This is a genomic window from Providencia sp. JUb39, assembly GCF_012272845.1.
GTDB lineage: Bacteria > Pseudomonadota > Gammaproteobacteria > Enterobacterales > Enterobacteriaceae > Providencia > Providencia lanzhouensis.
The window spans coordinates 1,713,737-1,739,382 of sequence record NZ_JAAWXD020000001.1 but is presented as its reverse complement, the minus strand read 5'-3'; the positions used below and the strand labels follow the sequence as shown (position 1 = coordinate 1,739,382).

Annotated in this window: 21 protein-coding genes; 6 read left to right on the top strand and 15 right to left on the bottom strand. The window is 42.7% G+C overall.

Annotation, left to right across the window (positions count from 1 at the left end; genetic code table 11):
• Positions 1-247 precede the first annotated feature (247 nt).
• The gene (locus HFU86_RS07830; protein WP_004263789.1) at positions 248-484 is read left to right on the top strand and encodes a major outer membrane lipoprotein; all 237 of its coding nucleotides are present in this window, start codon (positions 248-250) and stop codon (positions 482-484) included.
• Between the two features lie 107 nt (positions 485-591).
• Here HFU86_RS07830 and HFU86_RS07825 read toward each other — a convergent pair whose 3' ends face one another.
• The 9 genes from HFU86_RS07825 to ydiJ form a co-directional block, all read right to left on the bottom strand.
• Complete coding sequence (locus HFU86_RS07825; RefSeq protein WP_132494854.1) at positions 592-1,647, bottom strand: L,D-transpeptidase family protein; 1,056 nt, start codon at positions 1,645-1,647, stop codon at positions 592-594.
• A gap of 250 nt (positions 1,648-1,897) precedes the next feature.
• Complete coding sequence (gene sufE / locus HFU86_RS07820; RefSeq protein ID WP_132494852.1) at positions 1,898-2,314, bottom strand: cysteine desulfuration protein SufE; 417 nt, start codon at positions 2,312-2,314, stop codon at positions 1,898-1,900.
• Between the two features lie 72 nt (positions 2,315-2,386).
• Positions 2,387-3,625, bottom strand: a complete 1,239-nt coding sequence (gene sufS, locus HFU86_RS07815; RefSeq protein ID WP_132494850.1) for a cysteine desulfurase SufS — start codon at positions 3,623-3,625, stop codon at positions 2,387-2,389.
• A 4-nt stretch (positions 3,626-3,629) separates the two neighbouring features.
• Positions 3,630-4,937 carry a Fe-S cluster assembly protein SufD gene (gene sufD, locus HFU86_RS07810; RefSeq protein WP_187129013.1) on the bottom strand — a complete coding sequence of 436 codons (1,308 nt, stop codon included), beginning with the start codon at positions 4,935-4,937 and terminating at the stop codon, positions 3,630-3,632.
• A complete protein-coding gene (sufC, locus tag HFU86_RS07805; protein ID WP_036950422.1) occupies positions 4,912-5,658 on the bottom strand; it encodes a Fe-S cluster assembly ATPase SufC in 747 nt (248 codons plus the stop codon). Before sufC ends, sufD begins: the two co-directional genes overlap by 26 nt.
• Positions 5,659-5,703: 45 nt before the next feature.
• The gene (gene sufB, locus HFU86_RS07800; RefSeq protein ID WP_132494846.1) at positions 5,704-7,203 is read right to left on the bottom strand and encodes a Fe-S cluster assembly protein SufB; all 1,500 of its coding nucleotides are present in this window, start codon (positions 7,201-7,203) and stop codon (positions 5,704-5,706) included.
• Positions 7,204-7,219: 16 nt separating this feature from the next.
• A complete protein-coding gene (sufA, locus tag HFU86_RS07795) occupies positions 7,220-7,588 on the bottom strand; it encodes a Fe-S cluster assembly scaffold SufA (RefSeq protein ID WP_036950521.1) in 369 nt (122 codons plus the stop codon).
• Positions 7,589-7,971: 383 nt separating this feature from the next.
• Entirely contained in the window at positions 7,972-8,388 is a 417-nt protein-coding gene (locus HFU86_RS07790) for a hotdog fold thioesterase (protein ID WP_036950426.1), read from the bottom strand.
• Positions 8,385-11,441, bottom strand: coding sequence for a D-2-hydroxyglutarate dehydrogenase YdiJ (gene ydiJ / locus HFU86_RS07785; RefSeq protein ID WP_187129012.1), 3,057 nt, complete (start codon positions 11,439-11,441; stop codon positions 8,385-8,387). Before ydiJ ends, HFU86_RS07790 begins: the two co-directional genes overlap by 4 nt.
• Positions 11,442-11,695: 254 nt before the next feature.
• Here ydiJ and ydiK point away from each other — a divergent pair, with 254 nt between their 5' ends.
• Positions 11,696-12,811: an AI-2E family transporter YdiK gene (gene ydiK, locus HFU86_RS07780; protein ID WP_187129011.1), complete on the top strand. Its 1,116-nt coding sequence runs from the start codon at positions 11,696-11,698 to the stop codon at positions 12,809-12,811.
• A 683-nt stretch (positions 12,812-13,494) separates the two neighbouring features.
• Here the strand turns inward: ydiK and ppsA are convergent.
• Positions 13,495-15,873: a phosphoenolpyruvate synthase gene (gene ppsA, locus HFU86_RS07770; protein ID WP_132494840.1), complete on the bottom strand. Its 2,379-nt coding sequence runs from the start codon at positions 15,871-15,873 to the stop codon at positions 13,495-13,497.
• Between the two features lie 281 nt (positions 15,874-16,154).
• Between ppsA and ppsR the strand changes: the two genes are divergently transcribed.
• The 4 genes from ppsR (at position 16,155) to HFU86_RS07750 (ending at position 21,450) form a co-directional block, all read left to right on the top strand.
• Complete coding sequence (gene ppsR / locus HFU86_RS07765; RefSeq protein WP_132495142.1) at positions 16,155-16,997, top strand: posphoenolpyruvate synthetase regulatory kinase/phosphorylase PpsR; 843 nt, start codon at positions 16,155-16,157, stop codon at positions 16,995-16,997.
• Positions 16,998-17,133: 136 nt separating this feature from the next.
• Positions 17,134-18,183, top strand: a complete 1,050-nt coding sequence (locus HFU86_RS07760; RefSeq protein ID WP_132494838.1) for a 3-deoxy-7-phosphoheptulonate synthase — start codon at positions 17,134-17,136, stop codon at positions 18,181-18,183.
• 272 nt (positions 18,184-18,455) lie between these two features.
• On the top strand, positions 18,456-20,588 hold the full coding sequence (locus tag HFU86_RS07755) for a TonB-dependent receptor domain-containing protein (RefSeq protein ID WP_187129010.1): 2,133 nt from the start codon (positions 18,456-18,458) through the stop codon (positions 20,586-20,588).
• Between the two features lie 490 nt (positions 20,589-21,078).
• Positions 21,079-21,450: a helix-turn-helix domain-containing protein gene (locus HFU86_RS07750; protein WP_006813273.1), complete on the top strand. Its 372-nt coding sequence runs from the start codon at positions 21,079-21,081 to the stop codon at positions 21,448-21,450.
• 83 nt (positions 21,451-21,533) lie between these two features.
• Here HFU86_RS07750 and HFU86_RS07745 read toward each other — a convergent pair whose 3' ends face one another.
• The 5 genes from HFU86_RS07745 to arnT form a co-directional block, all read right to left on the bottom strand.
• Complete coding sequence (locus tag HFU86_RS07745; protein WP_187129009.1) at positions 21,534-22,550, bottom strand: lipoate--protein ligase A; 1,017 nt, start codon at positions 22,548-22,550, stop codon at positions 21,534-21,536.
• A gap of 74 nt (positions 22,551-22,624) precedes the next feature.
• The gene (locus HFU86_RS07740) at positions 22,625-23,110 is read right to left on the bottom strand and encodes a C40 family peptidase (RefSeq protein ID WP_132494832.1); all 486 of its coding nucleotides are present in this window, start codon (positions 23,108-23,110) and stop codon (positions 22,625-22,627) included.
• Positions 23,111-23,237: 127 nt separating this feature from the next.
• The gene (gene arnF, locus HFU86_RS07735) at positions 23,238-23,645 is read right to left on the bottom strand and encodes a 4-amino-4-deoxy-L-arabinose-phosphoundecaprenol flippase subunit ArnF (protein ID WP_036950445.1); all 408 of its coding nucleotides are present in this window, start codon (positions 23,643-23,645) and stop codon (positions 23,238-23,240) included.
• Positions 23,642-23,989 (bottom strand): 4-amino-4-deoxy-L-arabinose-phosphoundecaprenol flippase subunit ArnE, encoded by a 348-nt coding sequence (arnE, locus tag HFU86_RS07730; protein ID WP_108479018.1) that lies wholly within the window; start codon positions 23,987-23,989, stop codon positions 23,642-23,644. The genes arnF and arnE overlap by 4 nt, the downstream gene beginning before the upstream one ends.
• Complete coding sequence (arnT, locus tag HFU86_RS07725; protein WP_132494830.1) at positions 23,986-25,644, bottom strand: lipid IV(A) 4-amino-4-deoxy-L-arabinosyltransferase; 1,659 nt, start codon at positions 25,642-25,644, stop codon at positions 23,986-23,988. The genes arnE and arnT overlap by 4 nt, the downstream gene beginning before the upstream one ends.
• Between the last annotated feature and the right edge of the window lie 2 nt (positions 25,645-25,646).

Below are 25,646 nucleotides of genomic sequence, written 5' to 3'. Positions count from 1 at the left end.
TTCGCTCAAATTTCAAACTAAATCACCCTTAATTGAAATTTTTATTCGTTTTCACCCTGTTAAATATAAAGTATTTCTAGCAAAACTTTGAATTACGTACTAGCATAAGACTTAGTAAGTACCATACCCTAATTTACATTAGGTTGTTTTAAAGGGATAGAGGTAGCTTTAAGATAACGCTCTTAAGTCTATTTTTTGGTTACTTGCTTTTATATTTTCAAGATAAATCAATCTAGAGGGTAAAATAATGATTCGTACTAAAATTGTACTGGGCTCTATCGTATTAGCTTCAGCATTACTGGCGGGTTGTTCTAACAGCACTGAAGTGCAAAAGCTCTCTTCAGACGTGCAAACTCTGAACGGTAAAGTTGACCAACTGAGCAACGACGTTCAGTCTCTGCGTTCTGATGTACAAACTGCACAAGAAGAAGCAGCTCGTGCAAACCAACGTCTGGACAACCAAGTACGTACTTACAAAAAATAAGTCCGGCTTGATGTTATCTAGAAAAGCTTAATAGCTGAATTATTGTTGAGGGCCTATTTTATAGGCCCTTATTTTTTACTTCAAAACTCATTTAAGGTAGGCAGTCATTAGCTTTTAAATGACTGATATTTCGTAGGAATAGAAGATTTCACTTCCCCTTCAAACACAGGTTGTGGTTGAGTAATCGTGAATGGCGCAATTGGTTTTAATTGCTGATAATCGCGTTTCATCGATTCTGAATCATCCCCAATATTCACCCTTACTGGCAATCCTGAACGTCTAGACAACTCTGCTTGAACTTTCGCTTTATCAATGCCTGGGTTACTCGCTAAAAACGCTTGGAAATCTTCAGTCAGCTTGATTGGCATTGTCTGTGGGTCATCACTGTCTTTACGTGACAATGGCTGATGCACTTCAATGTAATAGCTACCATCTGGCTCTTTTGCATATTTAACTGGCTGATCGATAACTTGAACACGCGTTCCTTTTGGTACGTTAGTAAACAGTGCTTTGATATCATCTGGGCGTAGACGAATACAGCCAGAGCTAACACGCATACCAATACCAAAATTGGCGTTAGTACCGTGGATCAAGTATTCCCCACGACCATAAGACAGCCGTAACGCATACAGCCCCATCGGGTTTTCTGGGCCAGCAGGCACCACCGCCGGGAGTGTGATCCCCTGTTGTGCATAATGTTTACGGATATTGGTGGTTGGTGTCCATGTAGGATCTTTAATCAATTGGCTAATGGACGTCACCATTTCAGGTGTATCTCGTCCTAACTGACCAATACCAATCGGATACACAGCCACTTTATGGCTATTTTCAGGGTAATAATAAAGACGCATTTCCGCCAAGTTAATCACGATACCGGTACGCGGTGTCGAAGGTAATAACATTTGAGCAGGAATAATCAGTGGCTTACCCACTTCAGGTAAATAAGGGTCTGTTCCTGGGTTCGCCTCTAACATCGCCAACAAACCAATCTGATAGTCGCTTGCGATGGCTTCCAGTGGGCGCCCATCGTTAGGCACCACATAGGTGATATTTTCCCCGATCAGGCGTGTGTTGTTATTGGGTAATGGATAATCTTTAGCCTGCGCTGGTGCCAGCACCGCACTCATGACAAACAGACTTACCGCCGTCAAAACTCTTTTCATACCTACTCCAAGGAAAATAAGATTCATTACAAAATTCAAACAATATCGCTCATAATAGCAACTATCTCGAATATCTTTAATACTTAATAAATATTTTAGTCTGCTAATAATTTGAATGTGAGCTAACTTTGTCTCGCCATTGTTAGTTTAGCAATAAAATACAGTGAGTTACTTAGGTATATTTTCTAGGATAAGAATAATAGGAAGAAAAGAAAAGTGTGGGAAATTCTGACAATTTCCCACTGAGTACTTAAAGAAGTTGGTGCGCTCGCTCTAAAATCGACTTGATCATGCCATTTAAACCTTGAGTCCGAGAAGGCGTAAGATGCTGCTCAAGCGCCAATTGCTGGAAAAAGTGTTTTACATCCACAGCAAGGATCTGTTCAGGTGTTTTTCCTTGAAAGAGAATAATCACAATCGCCACTAACCCTTTAACAATAGCGGCGTCACTATCTCCGGCAAGAACAACATGACCATCCGGTTGTTTTTGCATATCAATCCACACTTGGCTTTGGCAACCTGCTATCAAGTTATCATCCACCTGTTGAGCTTCAGATAACGCAGGTAACCGCCCACCCAGTTCAATCATATACAAATAGCGTTCTTCCCAATCTTGGCAACGTGCAAAATTGCGTAATAGCTTCGCTTCATCGGGTAACGCCGACATAATATTTCCTTCTCTCTATTTGCTACAATCTCTATTTGCTGAAATACGGTGACTTCGATATATCGTTGGTGTCTAGCCGAGTAATTGTTTAACGCGCAGTAACGCATTATACAAAGCATCGATATCCTGCTTAGTCGTATAAACACCAATAGATGCCCGACACATCGCAGGAACTTGATAATGTTCCATTAATGGCATCGCACAGTGGTGTCCAGTACGAATAGCAATCCCATATCTATCCAGAAATGCCCCAACATCATAAGCATGATGTTTACCTAAATTAAAGGCTATCACGCCTTCACGCTGGTCATTCCCATATAAATGAAGGGAAGGCACTTGCTTAAGCAAGTCCGTCGCATATTGCATCAATTGCTTTTCATACGCAAAAGTTTCGCTTAATCCTAACTCATTGAGATAGTCTAAAGCTGCGCCTAACCCAATGATACCACTGATATTTGGTGTACCAGCTTCAAATCGCCATGGAATGTCCGCAAATGTGACTCCTTTTTTCAGGCTGACTTGGCGGATCATCGCTCCGCCCCCTTCCCAAGGTGGCATTTTCTCAAGCAATGCCTTCTTGCCGTAGAGGATCCCAATACCTGTTGGTCCATATAGCTTATGACCTGAACAAACATAAAAATCGCAGTCTAGCGCTTGTACATCCACCTGTTGATGCATCGCCCCTTGCGCACCATCCACCAGGATAGCCAGCCTATTTTCATACTGCTCTGCAATTTCACGCGCTTGTGAGACCAATTTTTTCACCGGATTAACGGTACCAAGCACATTGGAAATATGAGTGAAACTGAAGAGTTTTGTACGCGCATCGATGAGTTGTGCGAGCTGAGTGGTATCGAGGGTACCGTCCTCAAGGATAGGCAGGATTCTGACTTCAAAACCACGCTCTTGCGCCAACATAAACCAAGGAACAATGTTCGCATGGTGCTCCATTTCAGTGATAATAATATTATCACCTTGCTGGATAAACTGGCGCCCAAAGCTATTAGCAACAAGGTTAATCCCTTCCGTCGTCCCTTTGACAAACACTATCTCTTCAGGGGAAGCCGCATGCAAAAAATCCGCGGCTTTTTGGCGAACATTTTCCACTAGCGTGGTGGCATTCGCGCTTAACGTATGAACCCCACGGTGCACTGCCGCGTATTGATGCAACGTAAATTGACTCTCTGCATCCACAACCTGCTGAGGCTTTTGAGCACTCGCCGCGCTATCTAAATAGACCAATGGATGGTTATTCACGGATTGCGCTAAGGCAGGAAAATCCTGCCTGACCGATTCAACATCAAATGGCATCGGTTTACACCTCCGCTAAGCGTTGATGAATACTCGCCATCACGGCCTGTTTTAACCCATCAATAGTAATAGATTCGGTTAATTCAGCTGCGAATGCATTGATAATCATCTGCTTAGCAGCTTGACTATCAATCCCTCTAGAGCGTAGATAAAAGAGTTGCTCATCATCGATGCGCCCAACCGTTGCCCCATGACCACACTTCACGTCATCAGCATAGATCTCCAGTTGAGGCTTAGTGTCAATCTCCGCTTTTTCACCCAGTAACAGGGTATTGTTTGTCATTTGACCGTCTGTTTTCAGTGCGTTAGGGTCAACTTTGATCATCCCGTTGAATACCGCTTTGCTGCTATCCATGGCGATCACTTTATGCAACTGTCGGCTATTACAATAACCCGCATTGTGTTCAAGATAGCTGCGTGTGTCAGCAATTTCATTACCTTGCGGCAACAACAGGCTGTTTAGCTCAAATTCCGTATTTTCACCGTCAAGACGGCTACTTGTATGATGACGGGTTAGCCCTGCGCCTAATAAAAAGCTGCTACTTTTTACTTGGCTATCACGCCCCACCACAATGTCATTATGAGCAAAGTGCTGCGACTGTGGATTTTCTGTCATCAGCTTGAAATGGGTAAGCTGAGCATTATCACCCACCTCGACCGTTAAACGCCCTCCAGTGAGATGTGCTTGGTCATCTAAACTGACAAAGTGTTCAATCACTTGAGACTGGCTATTATTCCCCAGAGTTAAATGGTAGCGATATTGGCTCATGTTCATCGAGTTTTCATCATGGCTACCACTGGAGATATTCAGTAAATAGAGTGGCTTAGTCGCAACTTTATTGGCAGCTAACTGGATGATAAGCGGTTGAGCCGCTAGGCATTCCGTTAAATGTAAGAAAATCTCGCTGTTCACCGCATCTGGTAGCCAGTCTTGGCTATCGAGCAGAGAAACTTGGAATTCTCCCGTATCGACAGAGCTCAACTCCGCATTGTAACGTCCGTCCACCAGCACGATACGATAAGCATCGATAGCTAATGCGAGCGCATCACTTAGCGGAGCCTGCTGTTCTTGCGAGCTAAAACGGTAGAGGGTATTTAGCACACTATTTAACGGAGTATAGTGCCAATCTTCATGACGAAAAGCGGGCAGCCCTACGTGTTTAGCGAGGCTCCAATGGGTTTGAGCGTGCTGAGATTTTCCACCTAATCCTTGCTCATATAGCGTTTCAAAACGGCGCATTGCCTGCTGATTTAAAGCATCAACCGCAGCGCGTTTTTCCGCTCTTTCACTGTTGGTCAATAAGCCAGCCATAGCCTTGCTCCTCCAGTTTTTTCGCTAAACTGAAATCACCGGATTTGATGATTTTTCCTTGATACAGGACGTGAACAAAATCAGGTTTTACATAGTCCAAAATGCGCTGATAGTGGGTCACGATAATAAATGAACGCTCTGGTGTACGTAGTGAATTCACGCCATTGGAGACGATTTTTAGCGCATCGATATCTAAACCCGAATCGGTTTCATCTAAAATACATAACTTAGGCTCTAACGCTGCCATCTGTAAAATGTCATTCCGTTTTTTCTCTCCACCGGAGAAACCTACGTTAACTGAACGAGTAAGCAGGTCTTGTGGCATATCCAACAATTCGATTTTATCTTCGATAAAATCTTGGAAATCAAAGCGGTCTAACGCCTCTTGCTGGCGATATTCCCGCACCGCATTCACTGACGTTTGCAGGAAAAATTGGTTACTCACACCCGGAATTTCAACCGGATATTGGAATGCAAGAAAAATCCCTTCACCCGCGCGTTCCTCTGGATCTAACTCAAGTAAATCCTTACCATTGAACGTCACTTCACCACTATCAATTTGGTAATCTTCACGGCCTGCTAGGGTTGCGGACAAGGTACTTTTACCCGAACCGTTTGGTCCCATAATGGCATGAACTTCCCCCGGTTTAATTTCCAGAGACAGCCCTTTTAAGATTTCATTACCTTCTACACTTACATGTAAATCTTTAATACTTAACATATCAACATGCCTTTAGCGCTCAAGCGCAACTAAACTCGGTTAGGATCAGCCCACACTGTGTTCTAAGCTGATAGCCAATAATTTTTGTGCCTCAACGGCAAACTCTAGTGGCAATTCTGAGAAAACATCTTTACAGAAGCCGTTAACAATCATTGAGATAGCGTCATCTTCGCTGATCCCACGTTGCAAGCAATAAAACAGCTGGTCTTCACCAATGCGCGATGTTGTCGCTTCATGCTCTAGTTGCGCGGTATTGTTCTTCACTTCCACATACGGGAAGGTATGAGCGCCACATTGGGTACCAATCAGCATGGAGTCACATTGGGTAAAATTACGAGCGTTATGGGCACTAGGAAGTATTTTGACGAGCCCACGATAACTATTTTGGCTTTTACCTGCCGAAATCCCTTTTGAGATAATCGTTGAGCGGGTATTTTTGCCAATGTGGATCATTTTGGTGCCCGTATCCGCTTGTTGGTTACCGTTGGTCAGCGCGACAGAGAAAAATTCCCCAACAGAGTTATCCCCTTTTAAAATCACGCTTGGGTATTTCCACGTAATGGCAGAACCTGTTTCGGATTGTGTCCATGACATTTTAGAGTTTTCCCCTTCGCATAGGGCACGCTTAGTCACGAAATTGAGAATTCCCCCCGTTTCGCTATCACCACCCGAGAACCAGTTTTGAACTGTCGAGTACTTCACTTCGGCATCTTTATGGATAATCACTTCCACAACAGCTGCGTGCAATTGATAGCTATCCCTCACTGGTGCTGAACACCCTTCGATGTAACTCACATAACTGCCTTCATCGGCAATTAATATTGTGCGTTCAAATTGCCCTGTTTTTGCCGCATTAATACGGAAATAAGTCGATAACTCCATAGGGCAACGCACCCCTTTCGGGATGTAAACAAAAGTTCCGTCCGATGCCACGGCTGCATTTAGTGCAGCAAAAAAGTTATCGTGACTCGAGACGACGCTACCTAAATATTTTTGAACCAGCTCAGGGTATTCTTGAATAGCTTCGCTGAACGAGCAGAAAATGATCCCGTGCTTGGCTAAATCACCACGGTAGGTTGTTGATACAGAAACGGAGTCAAAAATCGCATCTACCGCCACTTTACTGCCTTCACGGACAGGAACACCAAGCTGATTGAAGGCATCTTCAACTTCGCTCGTCAGGTAATTCGCTTCTTCCGCAGCGCCTGTTGATTGCGTCGCGCCGGGTTGTGAACCACAGGCATCATCACACGACCCGCAAGATGGCGCGGAATAATAGCTATAATCTTGGTAATCCAAATTTGGATAATGGGCTTTCAGCCAGTGTGGCTCTTCCATGCCTTTCCAGTGATTAAAGGCATCAAGACGAAATTGTAGCATCCACTCAGGTTCATTACGCTTCGCAGAAATAGCACGAACCACATCTTCATTTAGCCCTTTTGCCATCTCATCGGTGGCAACTTGGGTAAAAAAGCCTTCTTTATAACGTTTTTCATCAAGCCAGCTTTGAACATCTTCGCCAACTTCTACATTGCTCTGAGACATAATCTAGCTTCACAAGTTAAACGCCGAAGCTTTCACCACACCCACAGGCATGTTGAGCTTTCGGGTTATTAAATTTAAAAATATGGTTAAGCCCTTCTTGGACATAATCCACTACCGTGCCATCAATGAATGGCATTGCTTTTTTAGGCACATACAGGTGTGCGCCATCGAGTTCAAACACTAAGTGGTCATCGGTTGGGTTTTCAATCATCTCGAAGACGTATCCAAAACCTGCACATCCCGACTGTTTCACGCCGAGGGATAGACCTTTACTATTCGGTGTTTGAAGAACTAACTTATTGATCTGTTTAGCGGCACTTGGGGTTAGGCTGACGCCCTGCCATGAATTTTCATCCAATGAAAATGTTTCTACACCACCAGTCATATTGACCTCACTTTTCTTATGGTTTTTCAGCCTGTTATCAGCGATTTCTTCTCTATATGACATGGTAATGATTACCCATATGACTTCAACCATTTGTTTTAAGAGGTTATAGCGATGAGAACGGTTTACTGACAGGATTTTAGTTTATGGAAATATCTAACCAATTAATAATTAAGAAATAAATCTCATTCATGATAATATTTTTTATGTATTATTGAGTACATAAAAATAACACAAATTAATAAAGTGATATTCGGTTTAGTACCACATTCATTGAATAAGAATGAATAAATTAGATAAGTTATAAAGAATTGATATGAAAGATAAATATAGGATTGATACCCTCAAATAAACTGAGGGTATCAGAAGAAACAAACTGCTGATTATTCAAACAATACGGCAGTTGTTAAACGGGAAGTGCAACACAGTTGGTTTTTTTCGTTAAAAATTTCGATATTCCACACTTGCTGACGGCGCCCTAGATGAATCGGTTTGCATACGCCTCTCACCACACCTTCTCGCGCAGCACGAATATGGTTTGCGTTAATTTCCACACCAACTACACGCTGATCACCTTCACTGCATAAGTAGCCTGCGATTGAGCCTAAGGATTCAGCCAATACAACCGAAGCACCACCGTGTAGCAGACCAAAAGGCTGTTTGGTGCGATGGTCGACTGGCATGGTACCCTCAAGGTAGTCATCACCAAAGCCTGTAATTTCAATCCCTATATGGCCTAACATACAGCTTTCAGCCATCGCCGCCATTTGTTGCAAGTTAAATTGACGCTTCCAAATCATGAAACAATCTCCAGTAAGGCTTGAATTGGGTGTTTGATTGCCGTTTTTTCCATTCGTTTTACTTGGCTACGACAAGAATATCCCGAACTTAAGCAGCGCTCTAGGGGCAGTTTTTCTATCGCAGGTTTCCACGATAGATTGTAAATACCTTTTGAATTCTCAAGGTTAGCGACTTCATGACCATATGTTCCCGCCATTCCACAGCATCCAACACTCACGTTAGTGAGTTTACGCCCGTAACGGGAAAACAGTGCCGCCCATTGGTTGGCGCTATTTGGTAATGCCGTTGATTCGGTACAGTGACCAAAGAGATACCAAGGTTGCTCATCTGTACCGTCATTCTTGGTTTGTTCCGGTAATGAGATTAGCCATTCATGAGCCAGCATTACCGTAAATTGGCATTGCTCCTCACCTAAAATTTCATGGTATTCATCGCGATAACACAGCACCAATGCAGGGTCGACACCCACCATTGGTAATTGCAGTTTAGCAACGCGATTTAAAAAATCCGATGTTTTACGTGCGGTTTTCGCAAAACGGCTTAAGAAACCTTTGATATGTTGTGCTTTGCCATTCGGTGAGAATGGGAGTAACACAGGTTTGTAGCCCAACTTTTCAATCAGACGAACAAAGTCCGCCACCACTTTTGCATCATAGTAGCTAGTGAACGGGTCTTGCACCACGAGCACATGTTTTTCACGCTGGCTGGCAGACATACCTTCAAGCTGTTCCAATGTCATGGAAGTCGCTGTATGCCCTGATAACTCCTGTTTCAGCGTCGGTTGAGAAAATAACGGTAAATCCACCATACCAATGGCGTGCTCGCTAAGTTTCTGAACTACCGTTTGACGTAAGAAGAAGTTAAAAATGCCCGGCGCTTTTGACATTAACGGAGCACTGGCCTCCACATTCGCCACAATATGATCACGAACCGGTCGCAAGTAACGGCTATGATATAGCGCAAGAAATTTTGCGCGAAAAGACGGCACATCAATTTTAATTGGACACTGAGTCGAGCACGCTTTACAGGCTAAACACCCAGACATCGACTCTTTCACTTCATGGGAAAAATCATAATCCCCTTGCTTCGCCCGCCATGAGTTACGTGTTTTTTCAATCAACCCACGTAACGATGGAGACTCACTTTTCACACCCTTTTCAATTTGCTCTGGCGTTACGCCCTGTTCCGCCAATAAACGCAGCCATTCACGAACTAACGTTGCACGACCTTTCGGTGAATGCACACGCTGGCGGCTAATTTTCATTGATGGACACATTTGACTTTTAACATCAAAGTTAAAACAGAGCCCGTTGCCGTTGCAATCCATCGCACCTCGGAACTCTTGGCGTATTTGAACAGGAATTTGCCGATCGTATGTACCGCGTTTAGCTGCATCCACCTGTTTCATTGGGGCATCGATACCCGCTGGTGGGCAAATCTTTCCAGGGTTCAAACGGTTATCAGGGTCAAATGCCGCCTTAATATTACGCAGCTCACCGTAAAGCACTTCACCAAAGAATTCTGGGCTATATTGCGCTCTGAAGCCTTTACCGTGTTCCCCCCACAGTAAGCCGCCATATTTTGCAGTCAAAGTAACAATTTCATCCGAAATTTGCTTCATTAACATTTCTTGCTGAGGGTCGCACATATCTAATGCTGGGCGAACGTGTAAAACACCCGCATCCACATGACCAAACATCCCATAATTTAGTTTATGGCTATCCAGTAGCGCTCTGAATTCCGCGATATAATCCGCAAGATGCTCTGGTGGTACACAGGTATCTTCAACAAATGGGATGGGTTTCGCGGCACCTTTGCTGTTACCCAATAATCCCACCGCTTTTTTGCGCATATTATAGATACGAGTAATATCAGCAAGGTCATGACAAACTTGGTAGCCAATCACGCCCGCTTGCTGACTCGCCATCAATTCATCAAGACGCTGGCATAAGCTATCAGTCAAATGATTGATTTCGTCTTCATCATCGCCACTAAACTCAACAATGTTCAGCCCAAGCATCTCTTTATTTGGTACATCAGTGATCAGCGATTTGACGGAGTGCCAAACAATATCTTCTTTCGCAAGATTCAACACTTTCGAGTCGACGGTTTCTACCGAAAGCGCTTGCGCCTGCACCATAAATGGTGCGTTACGCAATGCGGATTCAAACGAATCATATTTGACGTTCACCAAACGGCGCACTTTCGGTAGCGGCGTGATATCCAACGTGGCTTCCGTAATAAACGCCAGCGACCCTTCAGACCCCGTTAGAATTCGCGTTAAATCAAATTGAGTAAGGTCATCATTAAAAACATGGCGTAGGTCATAGCCCGTTAAAAATCGGTTTAGTTTTGGAAATTTTTCTTCGATTAACGGACGTTGCTCTAAGCAACGCTCAAGTACAGTTTTATAGATACGCCCTTCGACTGAATCCTCTAACGCAATCGTTTGTGCGAGTTCGATAGGCATAGCGCGAGTATCGAGGCAAGATCCTCCCAAAACCATCGCTTTAACACCTAAAACATGGTCTGACGTTTTGCCATACACTAATGATCCCTGCCCAGAAGCATCTGTGTTGATCATCCCGCCCAATGTCGCACGGTTACTTGTGGATAGCTCCGGAGAGAAAAAGTAGCCATACGGTTTTAGAAATTGGTTGAGTTGGTCTTTAATCACGCCAGCTTCAACTTTTACCCATCCCTGTTCTGGGTTGATTTCTAAAATTCGATTCATATAGCGGGACATGTCCACTACAATCCCTTCGGTGAGTGACTGCCCATTAGTGCCCGTTCCCCCGCCGCGTGGCGTGAAACTTAATTCACGGTATTTGTCTTGCCCTGCGACGCGCGTAATGATTTGTACGTCAGCGCTGGAACGCGGGAAGATGACGGCTTGTGGTAATAGTTGGTAAATGCTGTTGTCAGTCGCCATGGATAAGCGCTCAGCGTAACTGGTGCCAGTATCACCAGTAAAACCTTGCTGTTGTAGCTCGTGCAGAAATTGGATAGCTAGCTGACTAAGATGTGGTGCTTCAGATATACGCGGGATCATTATTAATCATGACTCTTGTTGTTGAGTAATCGCATTTGTCGTTATGTACTATCTTTAGTTTAAGTAGCACAATAGGCACAAGGTTTATTGGAGTGCTCCCTCGCAGCCTGTAAAGATAGCGCATCTGCCGGTGACATTGTCAGTAAAACCATATCACAATATCGTTTCTTTTAAGCATGAAAAATAATTACGTTATTTTCACCTGTAAAAGCCCTAACCCCACAGAATTTTCATTTGTTAAGGATTGATCATTAATGGAAAAATCGCAAAAACGTTTGGATTTACCCAAACTCGTCCTTGGACTGCTCTCTATTATCTTTATGATAGCGACCTGTTTTTGGGTCTTAAGCCCATTTATTTTAGGATTCGTATGGGCGGGGATGATGGTGATTGCTACTTGGCCAATTCTCTTACGACTACAAGCACGCCTATGGAATAAGCGCTGGCTTGCTTCGCTGACCATGGTTCTACTGATTTTCCTTCTTTTTGTTATTCCAACCAGTATTTTGATTGGCAGCATTATTCAAAACAGTGCGCCGCTTATCGAATTGGCGAAGTCACCGGCCAGTATCACCTTGCCGGATTTAGAGTGGCTGAATCAAGTGCCTATGGTCGGAGAGAAACTGTATTACGCTTGGCACAGTTTAGTAGCAAGTGGTGGTAATGCGTTATTGGCTAAAGTTCAACCTTATTTCGGTCAAGCCGCAGGATGGTTTGCAACGCAGGCCGTTAGTGCCAGCCGCTTCTTATTCCACCTCATATTAATGCTGCTGTTTAGCGGGCTGCTCTATTATAAAGGTGAGCTGGTGACAATCGGTGTTCGTCACTTTGCTGTACGTCTTGCGGGCATCCGCGGCGATGCAGCTGTGGTACTTGCAGCACAATCTATTCGTGCAGTCGCACTTGGCGTGGTTGTTACTGCGTTAATTCAAGCCATTGTAGGTGGAGTCGGTCTTGCCCTATCGGGTATTAGCTATGCTGCCATTTTAACGGTCTTGATTTTTATCTGCTGTGTTGCACAACTTGGTCCACTATTAGTGATGGTTCCTTCCGTTCTGTGGCTATTTTGGACGGGAGATACTACCTGGGCAATTATTCTCGGGGTTTGGGCGGCAGTGGTTGCCACTATGGATGGAGTGTTACGACCTTGGCTAATTAAAATGGGTGCAGATCTTCCTATGGTGCTTATTTTAGTGGGAGTTATCGGCGGTATCTTATCATTCGGTATGATTGGCTTATTCATTGGTCCTGTGGTACTGGCTGTCTCGTATAGCTTGCTCAAAGCGTGGATGAATGAAGTGGCACCACCAAGTGAAAATTTAGAAGCCACCGAAAAATTCCTTGAAGAAGAATTCTTAATGAAGAAATAAATTTCATTTAATTCGAGAAAACATGTTTCATTTTGGACATGTTTTCTCGACTATCTATTCTCATTAATATTTAGAAACAATATTTAACACACTACTGTTAGTTTTTATCTTTAATTATGTTAATATTATCCACATCGAATGAATAATCATTTGGGAACAACAAGTAATATGGTATTAAGAGTGTTCCGAGTGATTAACTTATTTAAACAGTTTAATATATCCCTGTTAATATCTCTTCGATAACGAATTAATAAGTTATGTTATTTAATTTCTAACGTGACTTACTTAACCAAATTGCTGTGTGTAGTCTTTGCCTGTCAGCCCATGATAGGCTTTTTTTTTATCTCTATCTCCCCCACACTCCGCATCTCTATTGCATAGTTAATATAATATTTTAATTACTCTCCATATACGTAATTACTCATAATTAGAGTAATGGATTTAATGGTTTTAATTATTTAATAACTTTTTATTTAACATTAATAATGAATCCATTTATGAGACTATAGTTTTATTTTGCTGAAAATCTGAATAATATATTATGAATATTTACGTAAATTAAACTTACATTGAGTTTAATTCTATCGCTGTAATAGGTTGTCTCTATATATAAACAAAGGTCGGCAAATAATAATTATTTACCGACCTTCTTATAATGAACAATCTAAAAATGAATAATTAAATTATTGATTTTCAGCGATTGTTAGCCAAGTTTGCACTACTGTGTCTGGGTTCAACGATAGGCTATCAATGCCCTCATCCACCAGCCATTGTGCGAAATCTTGGTGGTCTGATGGGCCTTGCCCACAAATACCGACATATTTGTTCTGACGCTTCGCAGCCTTAATTGCCATTGACAACATTGCCTTAACTGCATCATTACGTTCATCAAACAATTCAGATACAACACCAGAGTCTCTATCAAGACCGAGGGTTAACTGAGTCATGTCGTTAGAACCAATGGAGAAGCCATCGAAATGTTCAAGGAACTGATCAGCTAGCAGTGCGTTAGATGGGATTTCACACATCATAATCACTTTTAAGCCATTCTCACCACGTTTCAGGTCATGTTTTGCCAGCTCAGCAACCACCGACTCGGCTTGTGCTACTGTGCGAACAAACGGGATCATCACTTCAACGTTAGTTAGGCCCATTTTATTACGAACGCGTTTAACGGCTTCACACTCCAGTGCAAAACATGCACGGAAGCTATCTGACACATAACGTCCAGCCCCACGGAAGCCCAACATTGGGTTCTCTTCTTCAGGCTCATAAATATCCCCACCGACTAAGTTGGCATATTCATTGGACTTAAAGTCAGATAAACGCACAATCACGCGTTTTGGCCAGAATGCCGCGGCGAGTGTTGAAATCCCTTCCGTCAGCTTGCTAACGTAGAATTCAACAGGGTCGTCATAGCCGACCATCATATTGCGGATTTCTGCTTGTAATTCTGGCGTCTGAGCATCGAACTCTAGCAGTGCTCTTGGGTGAACACCTATCATGCGGTTGATGATAAATTCGAGTCTCGCTAAGCCGACACCTTCGTTTGGTAAGCAAGCAAAATCAAATGCACGGTCTGGGTTACCCACGTTCATCATGATTTTGACATTCAAATCAGGCATGTTATCCACTTTGGAGCTGTGAATTTCAAAATCTAATTTGCCATCATAAACAAAGCCAGTATCCCCTTCAGCACAAGAAATAGTGACATCTTGGTCTTCTTTCAGGCGTTCAGTTGCATCACCACAACCAACAACGGCTGGGATCCCAAGTTCACGCGCGATGATCGCCGCATGGCAAGTACGACCACCACGGTTTGTTACGATAGCAGCGGCTTTTTTCATGATAGGTTCCCAATCAGGATCCGTCATGTCCGTCACTAATACGTCACCCGGCTGAATTCTATCCATCTCACTTAAGTTATGGATAACTTTAACCGAACCTGCACCGATACGATGACCGATTGCACGACCTTCAACTAAGACCTGCCCTTGATCTTTCAGTTGATAGCGTTCCATAACCTGTTGGTTAGAACGAACGGTTTCCGGACGTGCTTGAACAATATACAGGCGACCATTATGACCATCTTTTGCCCATTCGATATCCATTGGACGACCGTAGTGTTTTTCGATCTGTAAAGCTTGGCGAGCCAGCTCTTCCACTTCGTGATCAGCCAAAGAGAAACGATTGCGTAGCGCTTCTGGCACATCTTCAATCTTCACTTGTTTACCGTGCTCTTTACTGTCGGCATAGACCATCTGCAATTTTTTAGAACCTAATGTACGCCGTACAATCGCAGGCTTATTATTTTGCAGGGTTGGTTTATGGACATAGAACTCATCTGGGTTTACCGCGCCCTGTACAACCATCTCACCGAGACCATATGCGGAGGTAATAAACACGACTTGGTCAAAACCAGACTCAGTATCGATAGTAAACATAACACCGGAAGAAGCGAGGTCAGAACGTACCATTCGTTGTACACCTGCAGATAACGCGACGCCACGATGGTCGTAGCCTTGGTGTACACGGTAAGAAATAGCACGATCATTAAACAGAGACGCAAATACATGTTTAATGGCGACTAATACCGCATCAATCCCTTGAACGTTGAGGAATGTCTCTTGCTGCCCAGCAAATGAGGCATCAGGCATATCTTCAGCGGTTGCTGATGAGCGAACAGCGAATGACGCTTCTGCTTCACCTTCAGATAATTGAAGGAAAGCTTCGCGAATATCCTGCTCTAATGCTTGCGTCAATGGGGTATCAATCACCCATTGGCGGATCTGAGCACCGGCTGCCGCCAGTTGGTTCACATCATCAATATCCGTTTCATCTAGCAGGTTGTAAATACGCTGGTTTACACCGCTCTGCTCCAGAAAATCATTAAACGCCTGTGCGGTTGTCGCAAAACCGTTTGGTACGGATACACCAAGATCGGACAAGTTGGTGATCATTTCACCGAGGGAAGCGTTTTTGCCTCCAACACGGTCAACATCGTTCATCCCTAATTGGTTATACCAAAGTACATTACACGGAGTAAGGCCATTTGTGGACATTGAAAGCGATCCTTTTATAGCAATTTAGTGACAGACAACAAATCGTAAAAAATCTCGTTGGCGAAAATTCGCCTCGCGAATAGACTAGCACAGACGTTATGGGAAGATGGACTGGTGAATCGTTCCATCAATTAATAAAATTTTTTTGTTCTAAAAATTGCTCAAAATTTGTCTATACTTCCCCCCATAAATGATTTTTAAATGTTTATTCACTTACAATATTTTCCAAAACTCAGAAAAAATACGATAAAAAGAAGCCAGTTATGAGCGAATTAAATTCTATGAGTAAAAATGCCAGCCAAGTTCAACGTACCGTTTTTTTCATCTCTGATGGCACCGCAATCACAGCTGAAACGTTAGGGCACGCCGTCTTATCTCAATTTCCATTATCCTTTATTTCTTACACTTTACCGTTTGTTACCACGCAAGCACGAGCGCTTGAAATTAAACAAAAAATTGACACTATTTATGCTGAAACAACCCTTCGTCCGCTGGTGTTTTATTCAATAATTTCCTCAGAAGTGAAAGAAATCATCACTCAAAGTGCAGGATTTTGTCAGGATATTGTGCAAAGTTTGGTCGCCCCAATACAGCGAGAAGTCGGGTTAGAACCGGAGCCAAAACTCAATCGTACTCACGGGTTATCCATGCAAAATATGAATCAATATGATGCCCGTATTGCAGCAATTGAATATACCCTCGCTCATGATGATGGCATTTCATTACGTAACCTTGAACAAGCTCAAGTAATCTTAATTGGTGTCTCTCGCTGCGGTAAAACACCAACAAGCTTATATTTAGCGATGCAATTTGGTATACAAGCCGCCAACTACCCATTCACTGCCGATGATATGGACAATTTACAGTTGCCTGCCGCGTTACGTCCCTATACCCATAAACTTTTTGGTTTAACTATCAGCCCTGAACGCCTTGCCGCAATTCGTGAAGAACGCAGAGAAAATAGCCGTTACGCCTCGCTTCGCCAGTGTCGTATTGAAATTGCTGAAGTAGAAGCCCTATTTAGACAGAATAAAATCAATTACTTAAATACTACCAACTACTCTGTTGAAGAAATTTCAGCCAAAGTGATTGATACGATGGGATTACAGCGTCGTATTTTTTAGCAAAATAAAATATAAAAAATTATTCATTCAACCCACGTTGGTGGTTTGAATTTGAGCCAGTTTCGTTTATTGTGACCTTAGTCACTAATACGGCTGTACAAAAAGGCTCAGCCGAGTAAAAGTTTTGAGAAACAAAATGCATAAAACAGATGAGTTACGAACTCAGCGAGTGGACAGTTTAATTACTCCACAAACGCTCGCTGAGGAATTTCCGATATCCCAAGCAATTGCCGATAACGTGACAGCGTCACGTAAGCGAATTGAAAAGATCCTATCCGGTGAAGACCCGCGTTTGCTGGTGATTGTAGGTCCTTGCTCTATTCATGACATTGATGCCGCAATTGAATACGCTAATAAGCTAAATACGTTACGCCAAAAATATCAAGATCGCTTAGAAATTGTCATGCGCACCTATTTTGAAAAACCGCGTACCGTTGTGGGTTGGAAAGGTTTAATTTCTGACCCGCACCTTGATAACTCATGCCAAGTGAACACCGGCATTCGTTTAGCGCGTAAGCTTTTGATTGAAGTTAATCAATTAGGATTAGCAACTGCCACCGAATTTCTCGACATGGTGACGGGACAATATATTGCGGACTTAATTAGTTGGGGAGCGATTGGCGCTCGTACCACCGAAAGCCAGATCCATCGTGAAATGGCATCAGCGCTCTCCTGCCCTGTTGGTTTTAAAAATGGTACCGATGGTAATATCAATATCGCTATTGATGCTATTCGTGCCGCCAAAGCACAGCATATGTTTTTATCACCAGATAAGAGCGGGCAGATGACAATCTACCAAACCAGTGGTAACCCTTATGGGCATATCATTATGCGTGGTGGCAAGAAGCCTAACTATGAAGCACAGTACATTTCACAAGCTTGTGAAAAATTAAATGAATTTGGTTTAGCTGAGCATTTAGTGGTGGACTTCAGCCATGGTAACTGCCAGAAAATTCATCGTCGCCAATTAGATGTAGCGCAAGATATCGCTCAACAAATTAAGCAAGGCTCAACAGCAATTAGTGGTGTGATGGCAGAAAGCTTCTTAAAAGAAGGCAATCAAAAAATCTGTGCAGACCAGCCTCTAGTTTATGGTCAATCAATTACCGATCCATGTTTGGGTTGGGAAGACACTGAACAATTGATTGAAATACTGGCTGACGCAGTTAACTTCCGCTTTAAATAATCTTTTTCATCCAAAAATGACACCTGCGCTTTAGCTTATTTTCAATCTAAAGCGCTTATTTTCATTTACCCTCTAAATAACTCACCGCAAACACATTCACGTAAAGAAATAATTAACTAGTTATTTTGAAAAACTCAGTATTATTAACCAAAAAATACTTGATGCCGCCATTTTATTATTGATAATGATTCTCGTTTTTAACTATAAGCCACCTCTGATATTTTTTATTATCTCGGTAGCCAGAATCATATTACTCAGGAAAGGATTTCCTAATGGCGTTTACATTGAGATCAGCATCAACTTCAGATGCTTCACACAGCAAAGCATTTTCTTTATCAACATTAACCGTCGCCCTTGCTATGACTGGGTTTAGTACCATTACCTTAGCCGCTAACGACGTGATCCACGTAACCTCTACCCCTCTAAATAACGAAAAATTTGCCGTTGCCGAACAATTTGAGGTCATTGATACAACAGCACCAGAACAACAAACTGCCTCATCGGCTCTCGATTTGTTAAAGGGCCAAGCGGGTATTTTTGTGACTGGAGCAGGTAGTACCTATGGGCAGTCAGTGCAGATGCGAGGCTACGATTCACGTGGCGTAAAAATTATGGTAGATAATGTTCCCCAAGATTTTTATTCAGGCTTATTTGATGCCACCTTCATTGATCCATCATTGATCAGTAAAGCTTACATTCATAAAGGCGCATCTTCTGTACAACATGGAAGCGGCGCACTGGCTGGAACTATTTCTATCAAAACGTTAACGCCATCGGATATTCTTAAGCCCGACCAAAAATTTGGTGGTCGTTTATTCGGTGGAATGAATCGCAATGACCCCAGTTATCATGCGGGAGCCACGCTTTTAGGGCGTTTAGGTCCACTAGATAGCGTCATCAGTTACACCCAACGGAAAAAACAGCTCGCTAGTTCGCCAGTCTCCAATAAGTATGACCATCATGAATCCGTGCATAACTGGTTACTCAAAACAACGTGGTATGCGCTTCCTGCCTATTCTATCGGTTTGCAGTACAAAGAATACCGCAATGATGCCATTGACTTGAAGCAACCCGAGGTCATTGACACCCGTCAACCTAAATTTAAAAACTCCCCTCATCAGAGGGAAACCATACAAAAAGACATTATCATTGATCAAAATTTCACTCCTGATAATCCATTGAATTGGCAGGCAAATTGGTCACTTTATTATACCAACCTTCATCTTTCACAATTGGATTTACAGAAAAAATCAAACATTTTTACGTCATACAGTTATGACACTGAAACGCGTAATCAATACACCTATGGAAGTCAGTTTTCTAATGACTTTTCTATTCATACGCCACGTTTAAGTCATCACGTTCAAAGCGGAGTTGATTATGTTCAGCAACATCAAGTGTCTAATGAATATGCTATAAGCTACCCTCCAGCCGAGATTTCGAATGCTTCTGCGTGGTTAATCGATGATGTAAGCTTAAAAAGTGTCCCTGTGACTTTGTCTGCGGGAACCCGTTTTACCCATTACAAAACTGCGCGTGAAAATGTTGGCAAACAGCAGCACAATAATTGGTCATCGCGTTTTGCCGCTACCGTCACACCAACGAGTTGGGTCAAGTTACATTCATCCTATGCCGAAAGTTATCGTGCCCCACGTCTATCTGAACTCTACAATAACTCTAACCATTTTACTGTTCCCCTACTCGGTCTTGTCTCTGATTTCCGCCCATCACCCGATTTAAAACCGGAGACAAATAAAACGGTTGAGGCTGGATTCACTTTCAGTTTTGATAATTTTGTTTTGCAGGGCGATGAACTGCAAATTGGTTCAACTTATTTCCATACAAAGTCAAAAAATCACATCGTGACCAGTGGTGATTTTAAGAAGGTCAGTGGAAACTGGTTCCCATCGCAAATATTCTTGGAGAATATTCCATCTGCGACGATATCCGGGTTTGATAGCCACATTCGATATTCAAATGAGTGGTTTGACTTCAATATCAACCACAATATCACTGACGGGCGAGAAAATGATACGCATTATTCCCTATCGGCCATTCGCCCTGAAACACTGATAATGCGTTTCAATGCACCAATTGCAAACAGTGGCGTCAACGTGGGTTGGTCCGGTGAATTTACCGCAAAAACTAAATTCATGGGGAACTCACAATATCAATCATCGAACCAAAATACAGAGAACGGGTTAGATCGCAAACACCGTGAAGTGATTCAATATGCAGGTTATGGCGTGCATGACTTTTACGTAAACTACAAAGCCGACCAATTTGTCAAAGGGCTAAATACCACCCTTACCCTGAAGAATGCGTTTGATAGAGACTATGTCTCTTCTATGGGCGTACCGCAGGAAGGTCGTAATTTTTATTGGAATGTGAATTATCAGTGGTAATTAATAAGTAACTACATATTGAAATCAGGTTCATTTACCCCAATCTTAAATTTCATGGGTAAATGAACCTTTCAATACATCGCACTATTGTTAATAAAACAATTTACCTCGGAATTTCCTGTTAATTGTTATATTACCTTGAGTTATTTTGTTCATAATAACATCAAATAAAATTTCAATAATTTACTTGGTTAATAAAATAGAACAGCACCAACAATAAATTTGAATAAGTCTATTAACAGCCTAAATAAAGCTATTTTTATCCAGAAAAACAATCATAATAAATTGAATTAAAAGAGGAATTAACATTCACCTATGTATGTTTAGTTTTTCGCATTTCAATGAAAACTATCGTAACAATAGTTATTCTCATTCAAAAACCGCACGATTAGCCTATCGATATATCGGAAAAAAAGGAAGAATAGACCATAATTTCATGAGTTATTATTAGTTATTAATGAACAATAGCCTACTAGAGTAGGAGGTAGATATGTCAGAAAGTGTAGTCAATGAAATCATTAGATGGCTTGAAAGCCAATTACAACGCAATGAAGGCATCAAAATCGATACTATCGCGGATAAAAGCGGATATTCGAAATGGCATTTGCAGCGTGTATTTAAAGAACTTAAGGGCTGCACGCTAGGCGAATATGTTCGTAAACGTCGCCTGCTAGAAGCCGCTAAATCATTACGTGAAGGCAACTTACCTATTCTAGATATCGCGTTGCAATATGGCTTTAGCTCTCAAGCCACATTTACGCGTATTTTCAAGAAACATTTTGATACTACCCCTGCTAAATTCCGTCAAGCGGGTGAGTTACCAGAATGCAAAACTTTTATGACTTGCAATTGCCATCATTAAACGCGCATTAGATTTTCGTTACACCCTCAAACACCCATTCCAACGAAATCTATATTTTGAGCCGATAATCATCGGCTCTTTTTTTATCTCAGTTCGTTAACGAGCCAGTTTTCTAAATCTGCAAACTGTTCAGCCAATGCGGGCCACAGTGTCTTCATTTGTTTCATTAACTGACGGATGGTTTCCGTTTGGTAAACTTGTCCCACCAATTGCTGACTTAACCATTCTAATGGCGATGGATCGAGACTGTCGGTGAAAAATTGGCAGCGCGTGATCACGCCTTTTTCAATATCAAAGTGGAATTCAATACCGCCCCATGGGAATCGAGTATCCGCCATGTGACTAAAAGCAGGCGCTTGCCCAAAGTTCCATTCCCAGCTACTTTGCTTCGCAAATGTCTCTGCAAAATTAGGTAAATCAGGGAGCTTCTCTGGTGAGATATATTCTGGCTCGACGGTTTCACCATAATAACTAAAGAAGCTACTTATGATCCCTTCGCACACTTTTTCATGGGAAATATCCGGTACCAGTTCATTTAAATTGGCAACGCGAGAACGTACTGACGTAATCCCTTTGGCTTGCAGTTTCTTAGGATCGGGATTGAGGTAATTTGCTAGACGACTTAAATCGGTATTAATCAGTAAAGTACCGTGGTGGAAGCCACGATCTTTAGTTTCACGGTAGGCTGAGCCTGAAATTTTTCGTGGACCATTTTCGGTTTCGAGGACTAAATCATTACGTCCAGAAATTTCTGCCTGGATCCCGACTTTTGCCAGCCCATCTACAATAATTTGCGTTGAAATGGTTTTATCATATTCGGGTTTTCCCGCCATAAAGGTAAAACAGGTATTGCCTAAATCTTGAAATACAGCCCCGCCACCACTGCTGCGACGCGCTAATCGAACATTATCTTGTTCCATTTTACGAGTGTTACACTCTTTCCATGGGTTTTGAGCGCGACCGATGACCACCGTATCGGCATTACGCCATAGGAACATCACGCGTTGATCAGCTGACATTTGACGAAAAATGGTTTCTTCAACCGCTAAATTAAACCAAGGATCGAAGGATTCAGAAATAAATAAACGTAATGTAGACATTCGGCTATCCTAAAAGCAAAACTTGCTCCTAAGATAGCATAATCACTGAAGAATTAATGAGGAATGAAGCGAAATTAGATGCGCCGTGCCTGCCAAAACACTTTTCGCCAATAGCTATTATCCATCGATGAACGTATCACACCTTTACTGGTAGATGCATGGATAAATGTGTTGTCAGTATCGTAAATCCCAACATGCAGACCATTTTCCCCTGATCCCGTTTTAAAGAATACAAGGTCACCCGGCATTAAATCCGATTTATCAATGCGCGTACCTAAACGTGTTTGGTCAACCGTCGTACGCGGAACTTCAATCGCAAAACGATCACTGAATGTTCGATAGACAAAACCCGAACAATCCACACCATTTTGGCTCATACCGCCATAGTGATACGGCGTGCCATACCACTGGCTTAGCTGGTCTTTGAGCTGCGCGATAGTCATGATGGGATCAGACAATTGGGTTTTCATTGGCGGTGCTGACGTCCGTTTTACGGATGAAGAGCAGCCAATCAACATGAGGCAACATAGCAATGGTAGGTATTTGAGATTCACTATCATAGCGTACCTTATAGATAACTCGCGGGTATAGATAACCCCAAAATAATAACCTTAAGTGATATCTTAATACGCGAGACTATAATGTACAACGCATAAAAAATAAACACCTAAGGCTAATTATCTGATGCTATTTAGCTTTTTTCGTTAAAGGCTTAGAAGGTCGACTGATCAGCCATACGCCTAGCAGAATAAATGCAATCCCCGCCGCTTTTAACGCCGTTGCGGGTTCATTGAACCATGGCAACACCACCGCCAATATGTAAACGAAAACATAGCTGAGGCTGATAAGCGGGTAGGCTTTATTGAGCGCGATATATTTTAGCGCAAATAGCCAACACAGCATCGATAACGCATAGCAGACTAACCCGACAAAGATAACCCCTAAACTTGCCGCGTTATCTGCCAGCCATTCTAGCTGCAACCAGTGCCAACCTAGAGAGAACGATGGAAGCTCAACAACTCCCGCTTTCAGGCTGAGCTGTGCGACGGTGACTAATAGCGCACTACCGAGTACCCATAAGTATCCTTTATTCATACACTTATACTCATCAGTAGTATTCCTATCATGATTGAGGCAACTCCGAGCCAGTGGTTTAGCCCCGTTTGCTCATGGTAGACAAATTGCCCTATCAATGTGACCAAAACGAAATTAATACTGAGCATCGGGTAGGCAATACTGAGTGGCATTGTTTCCAATAACTTTAGCCAAAACAGCATTCCCAATCCCAACATTAATACTGCCAGCACCAGCCAACGAATGGCGGATGCGGCTTTATTATGTTTGTCTCCTTGCCAAACGACGACCGCTTGCTTTTGGGCTATTTGCCCAATGCAAGTCAACACGCTGACAAGAAGTAATAGAAGTAATTGCGCTATCATTGTTTATGGTAAACCACTATCGCCATACGGGAATTCTTAATGACTTCATCCGGCTTCGGAATGTCTGGCAACCCTTCTTTTTTACCTAACAAGAATACCACGGTGACCTGCCCTTCTTGGCGAGCTTTTGCCAGCCATGCAGCAAATTCATCCGGTTTAACCAAACGATGCGCACTGTCTGGGTATTCCAAGCCATAGGTTAATTCACCGCTGCTATTATAGAGATAAATATTGGAATTTTTGGTTTCCCATGCCAGCCCCGCAGCTACGCCGACGTTACTTGCCATCAAATATTGACTGTTCATCAAGAGATCATGATTTTGATGAATAAAATTTTGCGGTAACTTCGAATCAATAGTGTTATTTGGTAATGCACTACCAATACATAAGCTGACCGCCAATGAGCAAGATGCCGCCCACAGCCAATATTTCGCATTTAATACGGTACAGAGATAACCGATGATCGCCCAAATGGAAAACGCCACAACCCCCAGCACCATTTTTGACCATTCATCATGCTCATATAGGGGCTTTTTGATCACGCTGCTGACGATAATCACCGCTATCACGGCGGCAATCCCGATAACAATGTTAATAATTCCGTTGGCTTTCAATGCCTTCATGGTGCCATTACGTACACAATCCACACCATATTTCGCCATTAGCAGCGCCAATGGCGCCATAAACGGCAGCATGTAAGTCGGTAGTTTTCCGCGTGAAATACTGAAGAAAATCACCGGAACTACAAACCAACATAGTAAAAAGAACATATCTGGGCTAGATTTACGCTCTTTCCATCCTTTAATTAATGAGCCAGGTACTAAGCCCATCCACGGAATAGCCCCAAGCAAAATAATCGGAATGTAGTACCAGAATGGCGCAACGTGCTGAGCATCATCCGCCGTAAAGCGTTTCACATGCTCAATCCAAAAAAAGTAATTCCAGTAATCTGGTTCTTGTTTGGCTATGGCCAATGCCCACGGCAAGCTGATGATCACCGCAGTAACAATCGCTAATGGACCATATTTAAGCATTTCAAGGAAACGTTTTTGATACAAGGTGATAGGTAGCATCACAATGACAGGAATAGCTAAAGCTAAAAAGCCTTTGGTCATAAACGCCATACCGCAGGCCAGCCCAAGAGCTCCCCATGCGGCGAGTTTGGTCTTAACCTCTCGAGCCTTCATCGCCCATAAGCAACAAAACATACTGGCGGCTATCCATAACGATAGCATCGGGTCAAGAACGCTGTATGTCCCTACTGCAAATACCAAGAACATCGAGATGTAGATGAAGCTTGCCACATAAGCAACATGGCTATTACGCCACATCATTTTTGCCATGCGGTAAACCAACAGAGTGCTCAATAAAATACAGAAGACAGAACCAAAACGAACTGCAAAGTTTGTGTCACCAAAAATCATTTGGCTAATATTGTTGATCCAATACCCCGCCACTGGTTTTTCAAAGTAACGAATATCCAGCATGTACGGCACGATCCAGTCGCCGCGTTGTAGCATTTCGCGACTGATTTCCGCATAACGGGTTTCATCCGGCTGCCAAAGTAAACGGCTGTTTAACGGCAACAAATAGGTCAAGACAAAAAAAAGAGCCAGCAGAGAGGCTCCTACTTTGCTCGCTCGGTTATTCAACATGG